At 63.0% G+C, this 19,189-nt stretch carries 18 protein-coding genes and 3 pseudogenes; 8 read left to right on the top strand and 13 right to left on the bottom strand.

From position 1 onward, the window contains the following. Positions 1 to 70: 70 nt before the first annotated feature. Positions 71 to 421 (bottom strand): RidA family protein, encoded by a 351-nt coding sequence (locus NCCP436_RS10595; protein ID WP_375709485.1) that lies wholly within the window; start codon positions 419 to 421, stop codon positions 71 to 73. After that, a complete protein-coding gene (locus NCCP436_RS10590) occupies positions 421 to 1,743 on the bottom strand; it encodes an FAD-binding oxidoreductase (protein WP_220803969.1) in 1,323 nt (440 codons plus the stop codon). Before NCCP436_RS10590 ends, NCCP436_RS10595 begins: the two co-directional genes overlap by 1 nt. Before the next feature lie 149 nt (positions 1,744 to 1,892). Here NCCP436_RS10590 and NCCP436_RS10585 point away from each other — a divergent pair, with 149 nt between their 5' ends. From NCCP436_RS10585 to NCCP436_RS17650, 3 genes and pseudogenes are all read left to right on the top strand, one after another. Beyond that, entirely contained in the window at positions 1,893 to 2,786 is an 894-nt protein-coding gene (locus tag NCCP436_RS10585) for a LysR substrate-binding domain-containing protein (RefSeq protein WP_220803968.1), read from the top strand. Between the two features lie 90 nt (positions 2,787 to 2,876). Next, a pseudogene (locus NCCP436_RS17835) lies at positions 2,877 to 2,960 on the top strand (MotA/TolQ/ExbB proton channel family protein); the annotation flags it as partial. A 61-nt stretch (positions 2,961 to 3,021) separates the two neighbouring features. Further along, positions 3,022 to 3,220, top strand: a pseudogene (locus NCCP436_RS17650) (biopolymer transporter ExbD); the annotation flags it as partial. A 52-nt stretch (positions 3,221 to 3,272) separates the two neighbouring features. On the opposite strand, the pseudogene NCCP436_RS17645 reads toward NCCP436_RS17650, so the two are convergent. Then, positions 3,273 to 3,650, bottom strand: a pseudogene (locus NCCP436_RS17645) (IS30 family transposase); the annotation flags it as partial. A 117-nt stretch (positions 3,651 to 3,767) separates the two neighbouring features. On the opposite strand from NCCP436_RS17645, the gene NCCP436_RS10575 reads away from it, so the two are divergent. Continuing rightward, the gene (locus NCCP436_RS10575; RefSeq protein ID WP_220803967.1) at positions 3,768 to 4,325 is read left to right on the top strand and encodes an NADPH-dependent FMN reductase; all 558 of its coding nucleotides are present in this window, start codon (positions 3,768 to 3,770) and stop codon (positions 4,323 to 4,325) included. A 468-nt stretch (positions 4,326 to 4,793) separates the two neighbouring features. On the opposite strand, the gene NCCP436_RS10570 is transcribed toward NCCP436_RS10575, so the two are convergent. The 4 genes from NCCP436_RS10570 to NCCP436_RS10555 all read right to left on the bottom strand — a co-directional run bounded on the left by NCCP436_RS10570 (position 4,794) and on the right by NCCP436_RS10555 (position 7,620). Beyond that, entirely contained in the window at positions 4,794 to 4,955 is a 162-nt protein-coding gene (locus NCCP436_RS10570; RefSeq protein ID WP_220803966.1) for a hypothetical protein, read from the bottom strand. Between the two features lie 103 nt (positions 4,956 to 5,058). Then, positions 5,059 to 5,763 (bottom strand): type 1 glutamine amidotransferase, encoded by a 705-nt coding sequence (locus NCCP436_RS10565; RefSeq protein WP_220803965.1) that lies wholly within the window; start codon positions 5,761 to 5,763, stop codon positions 5,059 to 5,061. Further along, positions 5,763 to 6,908 carry an aspartate aminotransferase family protein gene (locus tag NCCP436_RS10560; RefSeq protein ID WP_220803964.1) on the bottom strand — a complete coding sequence of 382 codons (1,146 nt, stop codon included), beginning with the start codon at positions 6,906 to 6,908 and terminating at the stop codon, positions 5,763 to 5,765. The genes NCCP436_RS10565 and NCCP436_RS10560 overlap by 1 nt, the downstream gene beginning before the upstream one ends. Further along, positions 6,901 to 7,620 (bottom strand): MOSC domain-containing protein, encoded by a 720-nt coding sequence (locus tag NCCP436_RS10555; RefSeq protein ID WP_220803963.1) that lies wholly within the window; start codon positions 7,618 to 7,620, stop codon positions 6,901 to 6,903. Before NCCP436_RS10555 ends, NCCP436_RS10560 begins: the two co-directional genes overlap by 8 nt. Positions 7,621 to 7,721: 101 nt before the next feature. On the opposite strand from NCCP436_RS10555, the gene NCCP436_RS10550 reads away from it, so the two are divergent. The 4 genes from NCCP436_RS10550 to NCCP436_RS10535 all read left to right on the top strand — a co-directional run bounded on the left by NCCP436_RS10550 (position 7,722) and on the right by NCCP436_RS10535 (position 11,265). Beyond that, entirely contained in the window at positions 7,722 to 8,609 is an 888-nt protein-coding gene (locus NCCP436_RS10550; protein WP_220803962.1) for a LysR family transcriptional regulator, read from the top strand. Positions 8,610 to 8,674: 65 nt separating this feature from the next. After that, positions 8,675 to 9,253 carry a TetR/AcrR family transcriptional regulator gene (locus NCCP436_RS10545; RefSeq protein ID WP_220803961.1) on the top strand — a complete coding sequence of 193 codons (579 nt, stop codon included), beginning with the start codon at positions 8,675 to 8,677 and terminating at the stop codon, positions 9,251 to 9,253. Further along, the gene (locus tag NCCP436_RS10540; RefSeq protein WP_220803960.1) at positions 9,250 to 10,128 is read left to right on the top strand and encodes an alpha/beta fold hydrolase; all 879 of its coding nucleotides are present in this window, start codon (positions 9,250 to 9,252) and stop codon (positions 10,126 to 10,128) included. Before NCCP436_RS10545 ends, NCCP436_RS10540 begins: the two co-directional genes overlap by 4 nt. A 477-nt stretch (positions 10,129 to 10,605) precedes the next feature. Next, a complete protein-coding gene (locus NCCP436_RS10535; RefSeq protein ID WP_220803959.1) occupies positions 10,606 to 11,265 on the top strand; it encodes an endonuclease in 660 nt (219 codons plus the stop codon). Positions 11,266 to 11,281: 16 nt separating this feature from the next. On the opposite strand, the gene hutC is transcribed toward NCCP436_RS10535, so the two are convergent. The 6 genes from hutC to hutI all read right to left on the bottom strand — a co-directional run bounded on the left by hutC (position 11,282) and on the right by hutI (position 19,083). Further along, the gene (gene hutC / locus NCCP436_RS10530) at positions 11,282 to 11,995 is read right to left on the bottom strand and encodes a histidine utilization repressor (RefSeq protein ID WP_220803958.1); all 714 of its coding nucleotides are present in this window, start codon (positions 11,993 to 11,995) and stop codon (positions 11,282 to 11,284) included. A gap of 176 nt (positions 11,996 to 12,171) precedes the next feature. Next, on the bottom strand, positions 12,172 to 13,707 hold the full coding sequence (gene hutH, locus NCCP436_RS10525; protein ID WP_220803957.1) for a histidine ammonia-lyase: 1,536 nt from the start codon (positions 13,705 to 13,707) through the stop codon (positions 12,172 to 12,174). A 116-nt stretch (positions 13,708 to 13,823) separates the two neighbouring features. Beyond that, positions 13,824 to 15,488, bottom strand: coding sequence for a urocanate hydratase (hutU, locus tag NCCP436_RS10520; RefSeq protein WP_220803956.1), 1,665 nt, complete (start codon positions 15,486 to 15,488; stop codon positions 13,824 to 13,826). A 36-nt stretch (positions 15,489 to 15,524) separates the two neighbouring features. Continuing rightward, the gene (locus NCCP436_RS10515) at positions 15,525 to 16,850 is read right to left on the bottom strand and encodes a YjiH family protein (RefSeq protein WP_220803955.1); all 1,326 of its coding nucleotides are present in this window, start codon (positions 16,848 to 16,850) and stop codon (positions 15,525 to 15,527) included. 87 nt (positions 16,851 to 16,937) lie between these two features. After that, complete coding sequence (gene hutG / locus NCCP436_RS10510) at positions 16,938 to 17,876, bottom strand: formimidoylglutamase (RefSeq protein WP_220803954.1); 939 nt, start codon at positions 17,874 to 17,876, stop codon at positions 16,938 to 16,940. Beyond that, on the bottom strand, positions 17,866 to 19,083 hold the full coding sequence (hutI, locus tag NCCP436_RS10505) for an imidazolonepropionase (protein WP_220803953.1): 1,218 nt from the start codon (positions 19,081 to 19,083) through the stop codon (positions 17,866 to 17,868). The genes hutG and hutI overlap by 11 nt, the downstream gene beginning before the upstream one ends. Positions 19,084 to 19,189 lie beyond the last annotated feature (106 nt).

The following is a 19,189-nucleotide window of genomic DNA, read 5'->3' as shown; positions in this document are numbered from 1 at the left end:
TCTTGTCATTGTTATCGGTAAATAACCGACCGGCCCTGAAGGCCGGTATTTTTTGCAGCGTAAGGGTTTATTAAGCACGGTAAGCGAAGGCTTGAACCTCGATGAGGTAGCCACCGCTGACCAGCTGGCTGCCGACACAGGCGCGTACCGGTTTAGCCACGCCGTCCAGCCATTTTTCGTACACCTCATTCATGGCGCTGAAGTCGTCCATGTCAGCCAGCCAGATCTGAATGCGGGTCAGGTGTTCCTTGCTCGCGCCAACCTCGGCCAACAGCGCGTCGATCGCGTCGAGCGCCTGCTGGGTTTGGCCCTGGATACCTTGAGTGGTGTCGTTGGCTACTTGCCCGGCAGTCTCGATATGGGGGCCAAAGCACACTGCTTGTGACATGCGTGCCGATTCTTGATAGCGGGTAATGCTCATCAGATGTCGCCCCCTGCATTGCGGGATTCATATTTGAGTCGGATCCGGGCGCCGATAGTGCGCAGTGGATCCGGTGGCACCCAGCTGGGTTGACTGTGCGCCAGGATGAAATCCAGCTCGGGACTGGATTTCTGGTTGATGTAGTCGGCCATGTAGTAACCCAGGTAGGTACCCTTGGCCACGCCTACACCGTTACAACCGCCGACGACATACAGGCTGTCGCCGCAGTCCATGAACACCGATTGGTGATTCATGGTCATGCACAGCATGCCGCCCCAGGTGTACTGGAACACCATGTGTGTGAGTTGTGGGAAGCGTCGTTCGAACGAACGGCGATGCTGCTGCCACGCGGCCTCTAGGCCGTGCTGAGTGCTGCTCAGCTCGGGCTCGAAGTCCAGCACGTTACGGATGAAGATCCGCCGGTCATTGGTCAGACGCACGGTCGTGCCGGCCGGATGCGCCGAGGTCAGGCCCCACGGCTCTACGCCGTCGAAGCAGGCGTGGTAATCGCGGTCGCTGAGCGGCTCGGTCAGGCTGGCGTAGGTGAACACCGGAGCCAGTCGGTTTTTCACCTGGCCGAACTCTTCGCTGAACGAGTTGGTGGTCTGAATCAGGCAGCGGCTGCGGATCTCGCCACCGACGCTACGCGCCACGTGGGTCGAGCCATATTCACAGGAAATGATCGGGCTCTGCTCGAACACCCGCACATTGGCTGGCAGCGCTTTGGCCACGCCGCGCACCAGCGAAGAGGGGTTCATCAGAATGTTGTCACGGGTGTAAATCGCCCGCTGGTAGTACTCAGTGCCCAAACGACGCTTGAGCTCAGCACCCGAAATATCTTCGTATGCGAAGCTGTTGTTGCGCAGGGTCTGGGCAAAGCTGTCGAGCCCTTCGAGGTTGCTGGTTTCATGCGCGGCCATGTATTTGCCGGCGTGATGCCAGTTGCAATCGATCGAATGGCGGTCTTTGAACTCGCGCAGGCGCGAAATGGAAAAGGTGTTGAGCCGATAGAGCATCTGGTCGTGCTCAATATCCGGCTCACCGGCATCCAGGTTGTGCGGCAGGTCGATGATGAAACCCGCGTTGCGCCCCGAGGTGCCTTGACCGACGCGCAGTGCATCGACCAGCGCGATGCGGGCGTCTGGGTTCAGCTCCGCCAGGCGATGAGCGAGCGACAGGCCGGTATAACCGGCGCCGATGATGGTGATATCAGCGTGTTGGACACCCTTGAGGCGCTCACCAAACACAGCGTCTTTGCCGGGCGAGGTTTCATACCAGCCCAGTTCACCATCAATTTTGGGGAATTTTTTTATCGTCTGCATAAACCGACTCCACGTGCGTGGGTTGACATTAAGTCTTGCCAGTGGCGTCGGACAAACGATATTACGGCATACAGACATGACGATATGGAATGCACTAACCTTAAGGAACAGGCAATCCAATCGCCAAAACGCGCGCTATAGAGCTTCCTATGATTACAAACCCATCCGGTCTTCCGCCACTACATTCCCTGACCTACTTCGAATCGGTGGGGCGCCTGCTCAGTTTCACGCAGGCAGCCAACGAGCTGTGCGTAACCCAAAGCGCAGTCAGCAAACAGGTGCGCAACCTGGAAGAAAGCCTGGGTTTCCTGCTGTTTGAGCGTGCCAAAACGGGACTGCGCCTGACCCCTGCCGGCAGTGAGCTGCTGGCAGCCTCGCAACCATTGCTACTGGCGCTCAAACAAAGCGTGGCGCGCATCCGGCAGTCGCATGCCGGCAATTCGGTCAGTGTGATTTGTACACAGGCGGTGGCGCACTACTGGCTGGTGCCGCGCATCGAGCTATTCAATCAGGTCATGCCTGGCGTGACGATCAACATCACATCGAGCAATGATATGGACGCCAGTCGCTGCGCAGATTTCGACTTTGGCATTCTCTATGGGGATGGCAACTGGCCGGGACTGGAGAAGTCCAAGCTGTTTGATGAGGTCGTCTATCCCATCTATGGACCGCAATGCCCGCCGCAGGCCATCGAGAGCCCCGCAGATTTGCTCAAGTTGCGCCTGATCCAGCTAGACCCCGAGCAATGGCGCTGGATGAACTGGGCAGACTGGTTCAAGCACTTCGACTGCCCCTACTCACCGCCGCCTAACATGCTGATCTACAACCAGGTCACCTTGACCCTAAATGCCTGTACCCGCGGGCAAGGTGTGGCACTGGGCTGGGACTTCATGCTGCGGGAAATGATCGAAGCCGGACAAGTGCGGCGCCTTGGCCCGTTTCAATACCGCACCGGGCGCGCCGACTACCTTGTGCACAAGCGGAATAAACCCCTCAACCCCGTTGCCATTGCCTTCAAGGAACTGATTCTTAAAAGCCTGTAATCCGCCGGCGCAGTGACACAGAGCAGCCTCACCGGCAAGTACGCGGTTTCGGAGCCATCTGGCTAACACTCTGAGCAGCTAAGCGCCGATTACAACTACTTCATCCGCTGACTCAAGCTCACCGCCGCCGCCCTCGACAACTTCTACAACCTGGCGCAGAAGAGCGCTTCAAGGTTCCGGTCCATCCCGGCACGCAAGCCGCTGCAACCTCAAGGTGGGAAGGCGGTCGTCTGACATGGCCTTCTCCACGCAGGACAGAGTTGAAGTCCTCTCCAAGATCAACGTTACCCCGCTGGTGGAAGTGATGCTGGTGGTGTTCACTGTCCTCCACTTCGCTGCTGACCGACTCCATCCCGATCAACCTGCCGAAGACCGAAGCAGTGACCCTGGCGGCCCCAAAGGACCCGCTGGTGGTGAGCATCAAGCGCGCCGGCATCACCTGCCTGTTATCACCGCCCGTGGAATCGTTTCGTGGGGCCGTTCTTATCAGGCAGGAGAACTGCCCTTATTTATTCGCCACGAGAGACGCACATGCCCACGTTGTACATCTGACCGCGGACCTGTTCTCTGCCCTTGCAAATGGCTATTCACCATCTGACGCTGGCGCAACTCAGGCGAACCTGTTGATACTGGGCGCGCAGTTGCTAATGGCTGTGGATTCAACTGCCGAGCAACTTCATCCAGCTCGCCTTGCAAGTAATGCGAGAGATCCGTTCCCTTCGGGAAGTACTGCCGGTTGGTGTTTTCATTCATCCCTCGCTGCCAGGGCTTTTGTGGATCGCAGAAATAGACCTGGATATCAGTCTCCAGGGTGAAGCGCCTGTGAGCGGCCATCTCCGTGCCGCGATCCCACGTCAGTTTTTCTTTCCGAAAACCCGATAGTGCTCGCGATCTTTGATGGCCAATGGCCGAGGACGAACGTCACGAAGCGGAGGCGGTCTATAGTGGTGTTTGCGCTTTCATCACTGAACAGGAGTTCTCATGAGCAAGCCCTACAACGTCGCGGTGCTGGTCGGCAGCCTGCGCAAGGATTCGATCAACCGTAAGCTGGCGCTGGCTCTGGCCGAATTGGCACCGCCCGAGTTGAAACTGGAGATAGTCGAAATCGGCGACCTGCCGCTATACAACGAAGATACCGACGGCGATAACGCGCCAGCCGCCTACGGCCCCTTCCGCAGCAAGCTGAAGGCTGCCGACGCCGTGCTGTTCGTCACGCCGGAATACAACCGCTCCATCCCCGGTGCGATGAAGAATGCCATCGACGTGGGCTCTCGTCCCTACGGCCAGAGTGGTTTCAGCGGCAAGCCCGGGGCTGTGCTGAGCGCCTCGCCCGGTGCCATCGGTGGTTTTGGCGCCAACCATCACCTGCGCCAGTGCCTGGTGTTCCTTGATGTGCATGTCCTGCAACAGCCGGAAGCCTACCTGGGGGGCGCCGGCAGTTTCTTTGATACTGATGGCGCGCTCAGCGACGGCATTCGCCCCTTCCTGCAGAAGTTTATCGATGCCTTTGCGCAGTGGGTGGCTCGCCACGCCGGCTGACGACTTGCATGGAAAGGCACTGACAGCTGACGGAACGCCGATTGGCGCTCCGCTAGCATTCAGTTCGGGCTGGTCAGTCCAGGGACGGCCAGGCCAAGCTGGCATCCGGCATGATTATACGTTGCCGTGCAGTGGCGTGATCTGCATGTCGCTCGGCTGAATCATGCTCGATGCTGGCCATTTTGCTAAAGATGTGTTGAGACGCACGCCAAGACCTGCGCACACGACTTCAGGCTCGCATTACAGATGTAGATCCGGGCAACACGTCAGTACTCCTGTCGCAGTGTCAGAGCCCCGAGGATATGACGCAGCTGCGATAGGCTTTGCTTAGGTAGTAGCTGCGGAAATTGCTCTTGTTGTCCTGCTGTCCCTGGCCGAGGTGAACCGTCATCACCCGCACCACCTGGTCACTCCGACTGCACCAGGCACCACTGGCGGCAAGACACTGCATTTTGCCCAGAGCCTCGATCATGTGCAGGCAATAAAGCCGTCATTGCTGCGCCACAGTGCACTGCCGTCACTGCCAATATCCGCCAACCGACTCAGCAGGTGCTTATCGCTCAGCAGCGTCTGAGCCAACTCGCCCTCGGCCCGGCCGAAGCGGCCAAGCAGGTTGAGAAACTCGAACACTGCCGGGCCTCAGGTGTGCGGGCCTCGCGGCGAAGCGGTATTTGCGAAAACAAAAAACGCCCCCGGTAGACAGAGGCGCTGCGAAAGACTCGCAAAAGGGTGTTCAGGTCATGTGGGCGTGGCCGCCGGAAAGGTAGTCAAGTACGCGACGCAGGGTCGCGCTGGCCGACGATGAATGCGGGGCGGCATCACGGATACTGGCCAGATCCTGCACCTGCCCCGGCAGATCCAGGTCAGCGCTGTTCAGTCGAAGGCGCTCGTCCAGCCCGGCGGCATCGACCTCCAACTGGCACAACAAGCCTATGGCGCGCTCCTGCCAGACAAAGCCCTGCAAAGGCCCGGCCGGTGAGCCATACAGGGCGATGGCTCCATGCGGCAGACTGCAGGCTTCACGTTGCCAGTGCAGGGCCAGCAGACGCTGCGGCAGCATCCGTCCCAACGGCGACAGGCGCGACTGCGGATTCTTCTCCAGCTGCCACCAGCCGATATGCACGCCGTCGGCACAGGAACCGACACGCGCCCCCAGCGCCTCGGCCAACAGATGAGCGCCGAAGCCGGTACCAAAAATCCGTTTGCGGGTCATCAGTGCCCGGTGGATCAGGCGCTTTTCCTCGGCCAGCCAGGCATGCTCGCGCTCGTCGTGAACGCTCAGCGAGGCATCCAGCAGGATCAGTACCCTGAAGTCGTCCAGATCCGGCAGTTCGCTGCCGGCGTAGGGCCGGTAGCGGCTCACTTCATGTTCCTCAAGCCAACGCTCGAGGGCTGCCGGGCCGGCAGCCTTACTGTGTTGAATGACGGCGACGCGCATCAGGCGACCTCCACATGATTGTTCTCGACGGACTGCAGGGCCCGTCCCAGGCGACGCAACATCTCCTCGACATTGCCGTGACTAACGGTCAGAGCTGGCGTCAGTCGCAGGCAGTCGTCACGGGCAATGCCGATCAGCAAACCCTGTTCACACGCTGCACGCTGCACCGTTGCGGCGCTCTGGCCGATCAGCGGCAGGCCGACCAGCAGGCCGTGGCCACGCAGCGGGCCATGACCATGGCACCGAGCCAGATGAGCCAGGCCTTCACGCAGATGTCCGGCCACCTCCCGCACCTGAGCGAGGAAGCTGCCTTCGAGCACGGAATTCAGTACTGCCACCCCTGCAGCTGCCAGCAGAGCCTCACCGGAAAAGCGCGGAGCCAGCTCGGCATCGCTCTGGGAGGCAATACGGCCACGCGCCAGCAGCGCTGCCAGTGGCAGCCCTCCGGCCAGACCGTTACCCAGAATCAACAGGTCGGCGCGCACGCCGTACAGCTCCTCAGCCAGCAGAGTTCCACAACGTCCCATGCCACTGCCAGCCTCATCTAGGATCAGTACGGCGCCCTGCTCGCGGCATAGCCGCTGCGCGCCCTGCAGGTATTCCAGGGTGGCCGGCACCACTCCGGCCGCCTGTTGCACCGGCTCGATCAGCACGGCGGCGCAACGTGAATCAAGCGCTGCCGCCAGAGCGTCAAGATCATTGAACGACACCTTTAGTACGCGGCCGGCAACAGTCTCCGGCAAGGGTCCGAACGAGTTGCCCTCTACCAGTACCAGGCTGTCGGCCTCCGGGTTCTGCTCGCTCGCCCAGTGCAGCGCCAGACGTACAGCCAGGGCAGCAGCCTGGCGGGCATCGCTGCAGAAGGTTACCCGCTCGCTGCCGACAGCCTGACACAGTTGCGCGGCCAACTTGAGCTGACCACGACTGCACTGGCCACGACCGGGACTGATCAGCAATTCCGCCTGCCGGTGCAGGGCCGCCAGCAGCAGGCTCGGGCTGTGTCCAAAGCTGTTGGCGCCCTGGTCCTGATCAAAATCAAGGAAGGCTCGCCCTTCTGCATCCCACAGCCAGGAACCCTGGCCACGCACGAACAGCGGGCCACTGCGCTCCCCCATCAGGTGCAGGCGGGCCATCAGATCACGCATAGCGACGTTCCTCGCTGACCTGCGCACCCTCCAGGGGCTGGCCCGACAGACGCGCCGACCAGTCTTCCAGGCGGCCAGTCTTCAGCCGCTGCGCGACAATCTCGCGCCAGCGGGCAGACAGCGCCAGACAGCCCTGCAGTTGCTGGAGGCCCGCGCGCTCCATGGGGAAGTGATAGAAATGATGCAGTGCCTGCGCCACGCTCAGCCCCGGATAGCTACGCTGTACCAGTTGAAAGGGCAGCTCGGCACTGGCGAAGCCGGGCTTGAGCACACGATAAAACCAGCCGCAACGGCCACTGTCCTGCGCTATCTGGGGCAGATCCGCATCAGCCTGGAGACGCTTGAGTCGATAACATGGCGAGCGCGGCTGGCTGACCTGCAACAGCGCATCACCCCAGCGGAAGATGTCGCCTATGCATACCTGCTCTTCACACAGCCCGCGACTGGAGAGATTTTCGCCAAACTCAGGCAACGCCCATGCCCGTTGCGGGTACAACGCACGCCAATAGTCGTAGTGCTCCGCCGGATAGTGATGCACGGCCCGCTCAAGGCCGCCGTGAAAACGTGCATCCCCCTGTTCGTCCTGGCCCAGCCCCTGCGGCCAGAGCCAGAGACGGTGCTGCAGGCGCTGCTTGCGTTGTACGCAGCTCAAGCCACCGCCAATATCTTCGGCTTTACCTATGAAAACACCCAGAATTTCGATCTGCTGCACTGACCGCTCCGGCCACTTGGCTGTTGATCATGCTGCTAGACTAGGGCCGCACCAACCTTTTTGACATTTCGTTTTCCCTGATTAACTCATAAGATTTTCTTATGGATTTTCGCCAGCTCCGCTATTTCGTCGCGCTCTACGAGGAAGGCCATGTCGGCCGCGCAGCCGAGCGCCTGAGCATTTCCCAGCCAGCGCTTTCGCAGCAAATCCGCCAACTGGAAGGTGAGCTGGACGTCGGCCTGTTCCAGCGCAGCGGCAGGCGCCTGCTGCCGACCCTGGCTGCCCATACGCTGTACAACCATGCCGTACCCCTGCTCGACGGCATGGAGCGCGCGCGCGAGGCACTGCGCAGTTTCCGCGGACCGGGTCCACGCAGCCTGTCCATTGGCGTACTGCAGACGGTCAACGCCAGCTTGGTACCGCTGCTGCTGGAGCGGCTGCACCAGGCGCAGCCGCAACTGGTGGTCAAACTCTACGAACTGTCGGGAGTGGACATCGAACGGCGTCTGCTTAGCGGCAGCCTGGACATCGGTATCGGTTTCCTGCCACCACGTCAGCCAGGCCTGCACAGCCTGGCGCTATACGAGGACGAGCTGCAGCTGGTGGTGCCGGAGAATCATCCCCTGCGCGAATTTCGCAAGGTTTCACTTAGCCAGGCGGCGGAATTACCAATGCTGCTGCTCGGCGAAGAATTCCGCATCCGCCAGATCTGGCAGGAGCAGCTCGCACTACTTGGCCGTCGGCCACAGGTACAGGCCGAACTGAACCATATGAGCGGGATTCTCGACAGCCTGCCGCACACCACCCTGGCCAGCGTGCTGCCGGGGCGGGCGCGGCAGATGCATGCCCGTAGCGGCCTGCTATGGAAACCGCTGAGTGAGCCGCGCATTCCACTGCAGGTGGGCCTGGTTTACCGCGATGCCCAGCGCCAGCAGGCGATGATCGAATTGCTGCGCACGGCGCTGGACGGAGCCTGGGAGACCGGCTGATACGCCGCCAAACCTGGCAGGAATGTCGCTGGCCATTAGACCGAATGGTCCAGAGAATTTCTGCCATGCACACGACCACACGCGACAAACTGATCGATAGCATGATCGACGCCTTGCAACGCAAGGGCCTGCATGGCATCGGCCTGAGTAAACTGCTGGCAAGCGCCGATTTGCCCAAGGGTTGCCTCTACCACCATTTCCCGGGCGGCAAGACGGATCTGGCAGTGGCCGCCATCGAGCAGGTCGCTGAACGCGTCCAGCAGGCCTTCACCAACCTGTTCCATCGCCATCCCGAGCCACTGGAGGCACTGGCCCAATGGTTACAGAACAGCATGACACAGCTGCAGGACAGCGACTTCGAGCTCGGCTGCCCACTGGCCACCATCGCACTGGAAAGCGGCCCGCAGGATCAGGCCATCCGCGCCGCACTGGCCAGAGCCTTCGCCACCATCCGCCAGGTGCTCGAAGACCAGTTGCAGCGCCATGGCTATGCCCAGGCCGCCGGTCTGGCGTCGCTGTTCGTCGCCCTTTATGAAGGCGGTCTGCTACAGGCTCGCGTCGCCGGCGACGGAGCACCGCTGCACCAGGCCGTTACCACGCTTATCCAACTGACCCGCCAGCGTCCGGAGGCCAAATCCGCATGACCACGCCAGTTCGCCGTGAAACCCTGCCCCTGCTCGCGCTGGACGACTATCAGTTGAGCGCCAACCGTTATCACGCCGAGCAACCCCGCGCACAACTGCTGGTGGCCGGCGCCACCGGGGTACCGCAGGGCTTTTACCGGCGCTTTGCCGAACACGCCGCCAGCCGCGGCTTTACCACCCTGACGCTGGATTATCGCGGTGTCGGTCAGTCCCGCCCGGAAAGCCTGCGAGGTTTCGAGATGGAGTATCTGGACTGGGCGCGTCTCGACCTGGCTGCAGCGGTGGATCAGCACCGCCACCCCGAGCGACCGCTGTTCATGGTCGGCCATTCCTTCGGCGGCCATGCCTTCGGCCTGCTGCCCAACCATGCCGAAGTGACTGGCTTCTACACCTTCGGCACCGGTGCCGGCTGGCACGGCTGGATGCCGAAGGCCGAGCAGATCCGAGTATTGGCAATGTGGCGGCTGATCGGCCCGCTGATGACCCGCTACAAGGGCTACCTGGCCTGGAGCAAGCTGGGCATGGGCGAGGATCTGCCGCTGGGCGTCTATCGACAGTGGAAACGCTGGTGCCGTTACCCGCGCTATTTCTTCGACGACCCGCAGATGCCAGGTCTGGCCGAGCGCTTCGCTCGCGTTACCACTCCCATCGTGGCCTTGAATTCGCTGGACGACCTGTGGGCACCACCAGCCTCGCGCGACGCCTTCATGGCCGCCTACAGCAATGCTCCCTACCAGGCGCGCACGCTCGACTCCCGCGCTGAAGGGCTGGGCAACCTCGGGCACATGGGCTATTTCCGCCCGGCAGCACAACGCCTGTGGGACGAGGTGCTGGACTGGTTCGAGCAATTGCAGAAGGCTCAGCGGGCGGCCTGAGCAGCTCTCAGAATCGAGGCGAGGAAACCCAGGGCTGGTAAGTCGGTGCGGATCGTGCCGCCTGCGGTCACTGGCGGGGCATCATGCGTTCGTGCCGAACACTGAAAAAAGAAAACCCCGCGAATGCGGGGCCTTGCAAACTGTTGTCCTGACATCCTTGATCTGCACACCGTCCCGGTGGCTGTCCCGAGTGTCCCTGTTTATAGATGCGCTTCCTGCGCCAAATCCATTGAATTCAGAGTACGCCCGCCAATTGCTCTGCAACAGTAGTCATCGGCGAGACATCGTGTAAGACATGACTTACACGGAGGCAAAACGAGAAACGCTTGGCATTTCCCCGGAGCAGCTCGGCTTTGCGCCGATACTTTTCTGTGACGCACGCTTGCTAGACTGCCCGATGCTGCCAGCAGCATTTCCGCTGGCACTTCCAACAACAACAGTCGCCGACCACGGCGACAGCACAAGGGGGGTTCGAACATGCGCACACTCACCCTGCTTATCGGCTGCCTGGCCACCGGTTTCAGCCTGCCTGCTGGCGCCGGGGGGCAATACCAGCTTGGCGACGTCAAACAGGCTATCGAACAGTCCTTCTGGCAGGAGCTCTACAGTCAGGGCGGCCATACGCTGTATTGCGGCCAGCCATTCAGTCGCGGGGATGGCACCCTGAGCGCAAGCCCGATCTACAGCAGCAAGCAGCTCAAGAGCGCACTACGCTGCATCACGGATCGCCAATGCACGATCATGAACCCGCGCTACCCCTATATCACCGCCGACCTGCACAACTACTACCCGTCCCTGGCACGGGTCGAGCTGGTTCGCCGCAATGCCCAGTTCGCCGAGCTGAGCAACGACATCGACAGCCGCTTCAGCGACATCGGCTGCGAACTGAAGACCAGCTTCCAGTCGTTCGAGCCACGTGATGACGCCAAGGGCAATATCGCTCGGGCCATCTTCTATATGCACGTCGAATACGACCTGCCGATTTACGGCCCGGTAGCCATGTACAAGGCCTGGCACCGACTGGATCCACCGGACGAGCAGGAGCGCGTGCGCAACGATCGGATCGAGGCACTGCAGGGCATCCGCAACCGTTTCATCGACGATCCGGCACTGGTCGATACGGAAATCGTCGACTGAAGCCTTAGCCGCCCGTTTAGCGACGGCGCTTGTGCAGCGAGCGCAGTTTATAGCGCTCGCCCGGGTGGATCAGCCGTGCATAACTGACCAGGTGGTCGTCGGACCAGGTGCGACGGATCACGCTCAGGCAGGGCATGGCCGGATCGATCTGCAGCAGCCCGGCGGTGACGGCATCCACCAGCACGGCTTCCACCACGTGCTCGACATCAGAGATCGGGCAACTGGCCACCAGCACCTCATTGGGTGTCTGCCGGGTGAAGTCGCTGTCGAGATAGTGCGGCACCCAGCGCGGGTTGACGAAACGATCCTCCAACTGAATCGGCAGCTCGTCCTGCAGGTGCACCAGAATGCTGTGAAACACTTCCGCCCCCAGGCGCAGGCCCAGGCGCAGGGCCACCTCGTCATCGGCAGCCAGCGCCTCGCAGCGAATCACCCGATTGCTGTAGACATGCCCCCGGGCACGCACTTCACTGGCAATGTTCATCACCTCGTGCAGTGACGATTCGGCCTTGCGATCCGTAACGAAAGTCCCCAGTCCGGCCTGACGCATCAGGTAACCCTTCTGCACCAGATTCTGAATCGCCTTGTTGGCGGTCATGCGGCTGACGGAGAAATCCCGGGCCAGTTGTTCCTCTGGCGGAATCTGGTGATTGACCGGGTAGGCGCCGCTCTGGATGCGTTCGAGCAGAAACGCCTCGATGGCCTTGTAGCGTGGGGTGTTGCTGGTCACGGAAGCTCCTTGGAATGGCCCGGTCGCGACGGATGATAGCGGAGAAAACCGCGGATACATCCGTAGGGTGGAAATCCGCGCAGCGATTTACACCGGCGCCAACAGGTGGAAAAGCCTACGGCGTTTTCCACCCTACCCGCTACCTCTCCCACGCGCGGGAGAGGCAGCAGCCTACCTCAGCTCAGCGACGGCAGCAGCCCGGACGGCAGCAGCGGGGTCAGCACGCGTTCGGCCAGCAGTTCGTTGGCTTCGGCGATGTCCGGAGCGAAGAAGCGGTCCTCGACGTAGTACGGCACCCGCGCGCGCAGCGCCTGGCGCGCCTGCTCCAGCAGCGGCGTGCTCTTGAGTCCCTCACGGAAGTCCAGCCCCTGACAGGCACCAAGCCACTCGACGGCGAGGATGCCGCGAGTGTTCTCGGCCATGTCCCACAGGCGCTTGCCGGCGTTCGGTGCCATCGACACGTGGTCTTCCTGGTTGGCCGAGGTGGGCAGGCTGTCGACGCTGTGCGGGTGGGCCAGCGCCTTGTTGTCGCTGGCCAGGGCTGCGGCGGTGACCTGAGCGATCATGAAGCCGGAGTTGACCCCGCCATTGGCCACCAGGAACGGCGGCAGCTGCGACATGTGCTTGTCCATCATCAGCGAGATGCGTCGCTCGGAAAGCGAACCGATTTCGGCGATGGCCAGAGCGATATTGTCAGCGGCCATGGCCACCGGCTCGGCGTGGAAGTTGCCGCCGGAAATCACCTCGCCTTCGGCGGCGAACACCAGCGGGTTGTCGGACACGGCGTTGGCCTCGATCTGCAGCACCTCGGCGGCCTGGCGCAGCTGGGTCAGGCAGGCGCCCATCACCTGCGGCTGGCAACGCAGCGAATACGGGTCCTGCACCTTGTCGCAGGCGGCGTGGGAGCGGCCGATCTCGCTGCTGTCGCCGAGCAGATGACGGAAGGCGGCGGCCGCATCGATCTGCCCACGCTGGCCACGGGCGGCGTGAATGCGCGCATCGAACGGCGAGCGCGAACCCAGCAGCGCCTCAACGCTCAGCGCACCGCAGACGCTGGCGGCGGCGTACAGATCCTCGGCCTCGAACAGCCCGCGCAGGGCATAGGCGGTGGATACCTGGGTGCCGTTGAGCAGAGCCAGGCCCTCCTTGGCGGCCAGGGTCATCGGCTCCAGGCCGGCAATCGCCAGCGCCTCATTCGCCGGCAGCCACTGGCCCTTGTGCCGCGCCTGGCTCTCACCCAGCAGCACCAGCGACATGTGCGCCAGCGGTGCCAGATCGCCGGACGCGCCGACCGAGCCCTTCAGCGGAATGTGCGGATAGACCTCGGCATTGACCAGGGCGATCAGCGCCTCGATCACCTTGCGGCGGATGCCGGAGAAGCCGCGCGCCAGACTGTTGATCTTCAGCAGCATGATCAGACGCACCATGGCGTCACTCAGCGCCTCGCCGATACCGGCGGCATGGGACAGCACCAGCGAGCGCTGCAGCTTTTCCAGATCATCGCTGGCGATGCGGGTCGACGCCAGCAGGCCGAAGCCGGTGTTGATGCCGTAAGCCGTGCGGCCTTCGGCAATGATGTTCTCGACGCAGGCGACACTGGCCTCGATCGCCGGATAGGCGCTGGCGTCCAGGGTCAGTTGCACGGGAGCCTGGTAGGCTGCGCGCAGGTCGGCCAGGGTCAGCTGGCCGGGTTTCAGATTCAGGATGTTCATCGAGTGTCCTTCCACGGGCTTGTTCGGGGCTCACAGGCCTGGCCGGATGATGACGCAAACGGCCGGGCCCGGGTAACGGTAAATGGTCGGGCAGGAAGCGCTTCCTGCCCGGACGCTCAGCCGATCATCGGCAGTTTCAGACCCTGCTCACGGGCGCAGTCGACGGCGATCTGGTAGCCGGCGTCGGCGTGACGCATCACCCCGGTGCCCGGGTCGTTGGTCAGCACGCGGGCGATGCGTGCAGCCGCCTCGTCAGTACCGTCACAGACAATCACCACACCCGAGTGCTGGGAGAAGCCCATCCCCACGCCGCCACCATGGTGCAGCGAGACCCAGGTGGCGCCGCTGGCGGTGTTGAGCAGGGCGTTGAGCAACGGCCAGTCGGACACGGCATCGGAGCCGTCGGCCATCGCCTCGGTCTCGCGGTTGGGGCTGGCAACCGAGCCGGAGTCGAGGTGGTCACGGCCGATCACCACCGGCGCGCTCAGTTCACCCGAACGCACCATTTCGTTGAAGGCCAGGCCGAGCTTGGCGCGCAGGCCCAAACCGACCCAGCAGATACGCGCCGGCAGGCCCTGGAAGCTGATGCGCTCGCGGGCCATGTCCAGCCAGCGGTGCAGGTGGGCGTCGTCCGGGATCAGTTCCTTGACCTTGGCGTCGGTCTTGTAGATGTCCTCGGGGTCGCCGGACAGCGCCGCCCAGCGGAACGGGCCGATGCCGCGGCAGAACAACGGGCGGATGTAGGCCGGGACGAAGCCGGGGAAATCGAAGGCATTTTCCACGCCCTCTTCCTTGGCCATCTGGCGGATGTTGTTACCGTAGTCGAAGGTCGGCACGCCCATCCTCTGGAAGTCGAGCATGGCCTGCACGTGCACGGCCATCGACTGCTTGGCGGCCTTGACCACGGCTGCGGGGTCGGTCTGCGCACGGTCGCGGTACTGCTCCCAGGTCCAGCCGATCGGCAGATAGCCGTTGAGCGGGTCATGGGCACTAGTCTGGTCGGTGACCATGTCCGGACGCACGCCGCGGCGCACCAGTTCCGGCAGAATCTCGGCGGCGTTGCCGTGCAGGGCGATGGAGATGGCCTTGCCTTCGCGGGTGTACTTGGCGATGCGTGCCAGGGCGTCGTCCAGATCAGTGGCCTGCTCGTCGACATAGCGGGTCCGCAGGCGGAAGTCGATGCTCGACTGCTGGCACTCGATGTTCAGCGAGCAGGCACCGGCCAGGGTGGCGGCCAGCGGCTGGGCGCCGCCCATGCCGCCGAGGCCGGCGGTGAGTACCCAGCGGCCGGTCAGGTTACCGCCGTAGTGCTGGCGGCCGGCTTCGACGAAGGTCTCGTAGGTGCCCTGGACGATGCCCTGGCTGCCGATGTAGATCCAGCTGCCGGCGGTCATCTGGCCATACATGGCCAGGCCCTTGGCGTCCAGCTCGTTGAAGTGTTCCCAGTTGGCCCAGTGCGGCACCAGGTTGGAGTTGGCGATCAGCACCCGCGGCGCGTCACGGTGTGTGCGAAACACACCGACCGGCTTGCCGGACTGCACCAGCAGGGTCTCATCGTCGTTCAGTTCCTTGAGGGTCTCGACGATCTTGTCGTAGCACTCCCAGTTGCGCGCGGCGCGACCGATGCCACCGTAGACCACCAGTTCCCTGGGGTTCTCGGCAACGTCCGGGTCGAGGTTGTTCATCAGCATGCGCAGCGGCGCCTCGGTCAGCCAGCTCTTGGCGTTCAGCTGGGTGCCGCGCGGAGCACGGATTTCGATATCGCGGAACTTGATGGTCATGTTGCAGGCTCCTGTGAAGTTCGGATGAATGGCGGCCTAGAGCCAGCCGAGAAATTGCGCGAGATAGGCCAGGGGGATGGCCAACAGCAGGCTGAGCAGAGTCCGCTGCAGCCAGATCAGCAGCAGTTGGCCAAGGCTCAGCGGGATCCGCGTGGCCAGCACGCAGGGAATCGAGGCGGAGAGGAACAGCACGCTGCTGACCGAGACGATGGCGGTGACGAACTTCACCAGCACGTCGGCGTCCTTGAGCAGCATCGCCGGCAGGAACATCTCCGCCAGGCCGGCGGAAATGGCGCGGGCCACCTGCATGGGTTCTTCCAGGCCGAACAGCCAGGTCAGCGGGTAGAGCAGCACGCCGAGGGTGTCGAACAGCGGGGTGTACTTGGCGGCCAGCAAGCCGAGCAGGCCGACGGCGAGAATGCTCGGCAGGATCGCGGAGGTCATGCGCAGGCCATCGGCGAAGGTTTCGCGCAGCGCCGAGCCCAGCGAGGGGGCGACGCTGGCCTGCTGCATGCCGGCGCGCCACGCGCTGCCCAGACGGCTTTCACCGGGCTGCAGAGCCGGCTCGGGAGTGGCTTCCGAGGGCATCCGCGACAACGGATAGATGCGCGCGCTGATGGCGGTGACGGCGAAGGTCACCGCCATGGCGCCCCAGAAGTACAGATTCCACTGTTCCATCAGGCCAAGGGTCTTGGCGATGATCACCATGAACGGCGCGGACACGGTGGAGAAGCCGGTAGCGATGATCGCCGCTTCGCGCACGCTGTAGTGGCCCTGCTGGTACATGCGGTCGGTGATCAGCAGGCCCACCGAGTAGCTGCCGACGAAGGAGGCCACAGCGTCGATGGCCGACTTGCCCGGGGTACGCCAGATCGGCCGCATCACCGGCTGCATCAGCACGCCGATCAACTCCAGCAGGCCGAAGCCGATCAGGAACACCAGCGCCAACGAGCCCAGCGGCACGATCAGTGCCAGGCTCAGCACCAGCTTGTCGAACAAAAACGGCAGCATGTCCGGCTGGAACAGCGCGTCCGGGCCGAGGTGCAGCAGGTAGGCCACGCCGATCAGCAGGCCGGCCACCTTGAGCACGCTGAATACCCGGTGGGTCGCGCTTCTGCGCCAGCTACCGTCGAGCCAGGGCGCCAGCGCACCCCAGAGCATGAACAGCAGCGCCAGGCCGATCACCGCCGGTCGCGCATGCTGTTGCAGAGCGCTGGCGGCATGGTCAAGAAGGATGGTCGAACGGCCGGCGATGTCGAAAGGCACGAAGAACAGCACTAGCCCGATAAGGCTGTAGATGATCAGGCGCGCCAGCGCACGCGGTCGTGACAGGCCGGCGTTCAGGCAGATGGGCTCAGACATGGCGCGGCTCCTGGCCGCTCTGGCAGGTAGCAGTAAACATCGTGATTTCCTCGTCGTTGTTGTTGTCGGGAAAGCGTTGTTACAGCCTCAAAGGCTGAGCAGATGAATCAGCCGCGCCGCCGCCCTGGCAGTGCGATTGTCGATGTCATACTCGGGGTTGAGTTCGGCGAAGTCGACCAAGCGAATCTTGCCGCTGGCCTTGAGTCGCTCCAGCAGGGGCTCCAGCAGCTCCAGACGCACTCCGCGTGCTGCAGGGGCGCTGACGCCGGGAGCTTCGCAAGCCGGTAGCACATCGATGTCGAAACTCAGATGTATGACATCGCAGTCGGCGGCAAAGCCTTCCAGCTCGGCGGCGATGCTGGCCAGGGTGGACTCGCTGATCTCCCGGTCCTCGCGCACCAGTACGCCCAGCTCGGCGGCACGAGCAAACAGGGCCCGAGTGTTGCTGGCGCGGCTGATCCCCAGGCAGGCATAGCGGAATGGCCAGGCACGGGCAGCGCATTGCTCGGCGATCTGGGCGAAGGGCGTGCCGGAAGAGTGCACATTGACCGGATCGCGAAGGTCGAAATGCGCATCGAAGTTGACGATACCGATCCTTGGAGTGCTGGTCTGGTTCTCCATATGCCCGGCCAGGCCGGACCAACTGCCGAAAGCCACTTCATGGCCCCCTCCGAGCACCATCACCTGATGACCGGCGTTCAGCAGGTCACGCACGTTGTCGCTCAGCCGGGCCTGGGCCGCTTCCAGATCACCATCGGCGCAAACCACATCACCGGCATCGAAAACCTCAGCGCTGCGATGCCAGGCCAGGTTGGCCAGCGCCTTGCGCAACACCAGCGGGCCACCGGCAGCACCGACCCTACCGTGATTGCGGCGCACACCCTCGTCGCAGGCAAAGCCCAGCAGAACCAGCCCTGGCTGGCGCGCCTCGGCCAGCGGCCGGATGCGCTGGTGCCAGCGTGGGCTGTCCGGCTCCGGGTCAATGCGCCCCTGCCAGACCTCCAGGGAAAAACGATCAGCAGGCATGGGTCACCTCCCCGTTGAACACGCGCTGACGCAGGCGCCCGGCCTGCACGGCATATGCCAGTTCAGCCGGCTGCTGGATATCCCACAGACACATATCAGCCGGGGCACCAACGGCGATGCGGCCCAGTTCGGGCAGACCGAGGGCACGCGCACCATGGGCGGTCATGCCGGCCAGGGCTTCGCGCGGGGTCAGACGGAACAGGGTGCAGGCCAGGTTGGCCATTAGCGTCGGCATGCAGATCGGCGAGGTGCCGGGGTTGGCGTCGCTGGCCACGGCCATGGGTACGCCGTACTGGCGCAGCAGTTCGATAGGCGGCAACTGGGTTTCGCGCAGCACATGGAAGGCGCCGGGCAGCAGCACGGCGACCGTACCGGCCTCGGCCATGGCGCGTACGCCGGCTTCATCCAGGTATTCGACATGATCGGCGGACAGCGCACCGTAACGCGCGGCCAGGGCGCTGCCACCGAGGTTGGAAAGCTGCTCGGCATGGGCCTTGATCGCCAGACCGTAAGTCTTGGCGGCTTCGAATACTCGCTGACACTGCGCTGGGGAGAAGGCGATGCCCTCGCAGAACACGTCCACCGCATCGGCCAGGTTCCCGGCAACAGCAGCCGGGATCATCTCCTCACAGATCAGACTGATGTAGTCGTCGGCACGCCCCGCGTACTCCGGCGGCAGGGCATGGGCACCGAGCAGCGTGGTGAGTACGCGCACCGGACGCAGTTCGCCAAGACGACGGGCCACGCGCAGCATCTTCAGCTCGCTTTCGACACTCAGGCCGTAGCCGGACTTGATTTCTACCGTGGTCACACCATCGGCCAGCAGCGCATCAAGACGCGGCAGGCTGGCAGCGATCAGGTCATCCTCGCTGGCGGCACGGGTCGCTCGCACGCTACTGATGATGCCACCGCCGGCACGGGCGATTTCCTCGTAGCTGACGCCCTCCAGGCGCTGCTCGAACTCGCCTGCGCGATTGCCGGCATAAACCAGATGGGTATGGCAGTCCACCAGTCCCGGCGTCATTACGCCACCGCGCCCGGCTTCGACAGCATCCGGCACACTGGAGTCATCGAAGTCCTTCTCCGGCCACAAGCCAGCGATGCGCCCTCCTGCCACCAGCACAGCCATTTCCTCGTCCAGCTGCTTCAGGCCATCGAAAACCCGGACCTGGCGCCACAGCTGCTTCGGCATCGATTCACTCGGCATGACATACTCCGCCCGATATTTGTATATACATTATGATCCAAAACAATCTGCGTCAAGCACTGTCCGGCAATCCCACAGCCTCCCACATAGCTCACTACATTTCCGG

The organism is Pseudomonas sp. NCCP-436, from assembly GCF_019656335.1.
In the GTDB taxonomy this organism is placed as follows: Bacteria; Pseudomonadota; Gammaproteobacteria; order Pseudomonadales; family Pseudomonadaceae; genus Aquipseudomonas.
Note: the sequence above shows the minus strand (reverse complement) of the source record. Positions and strands in the feature narration are given on the sequence as shown.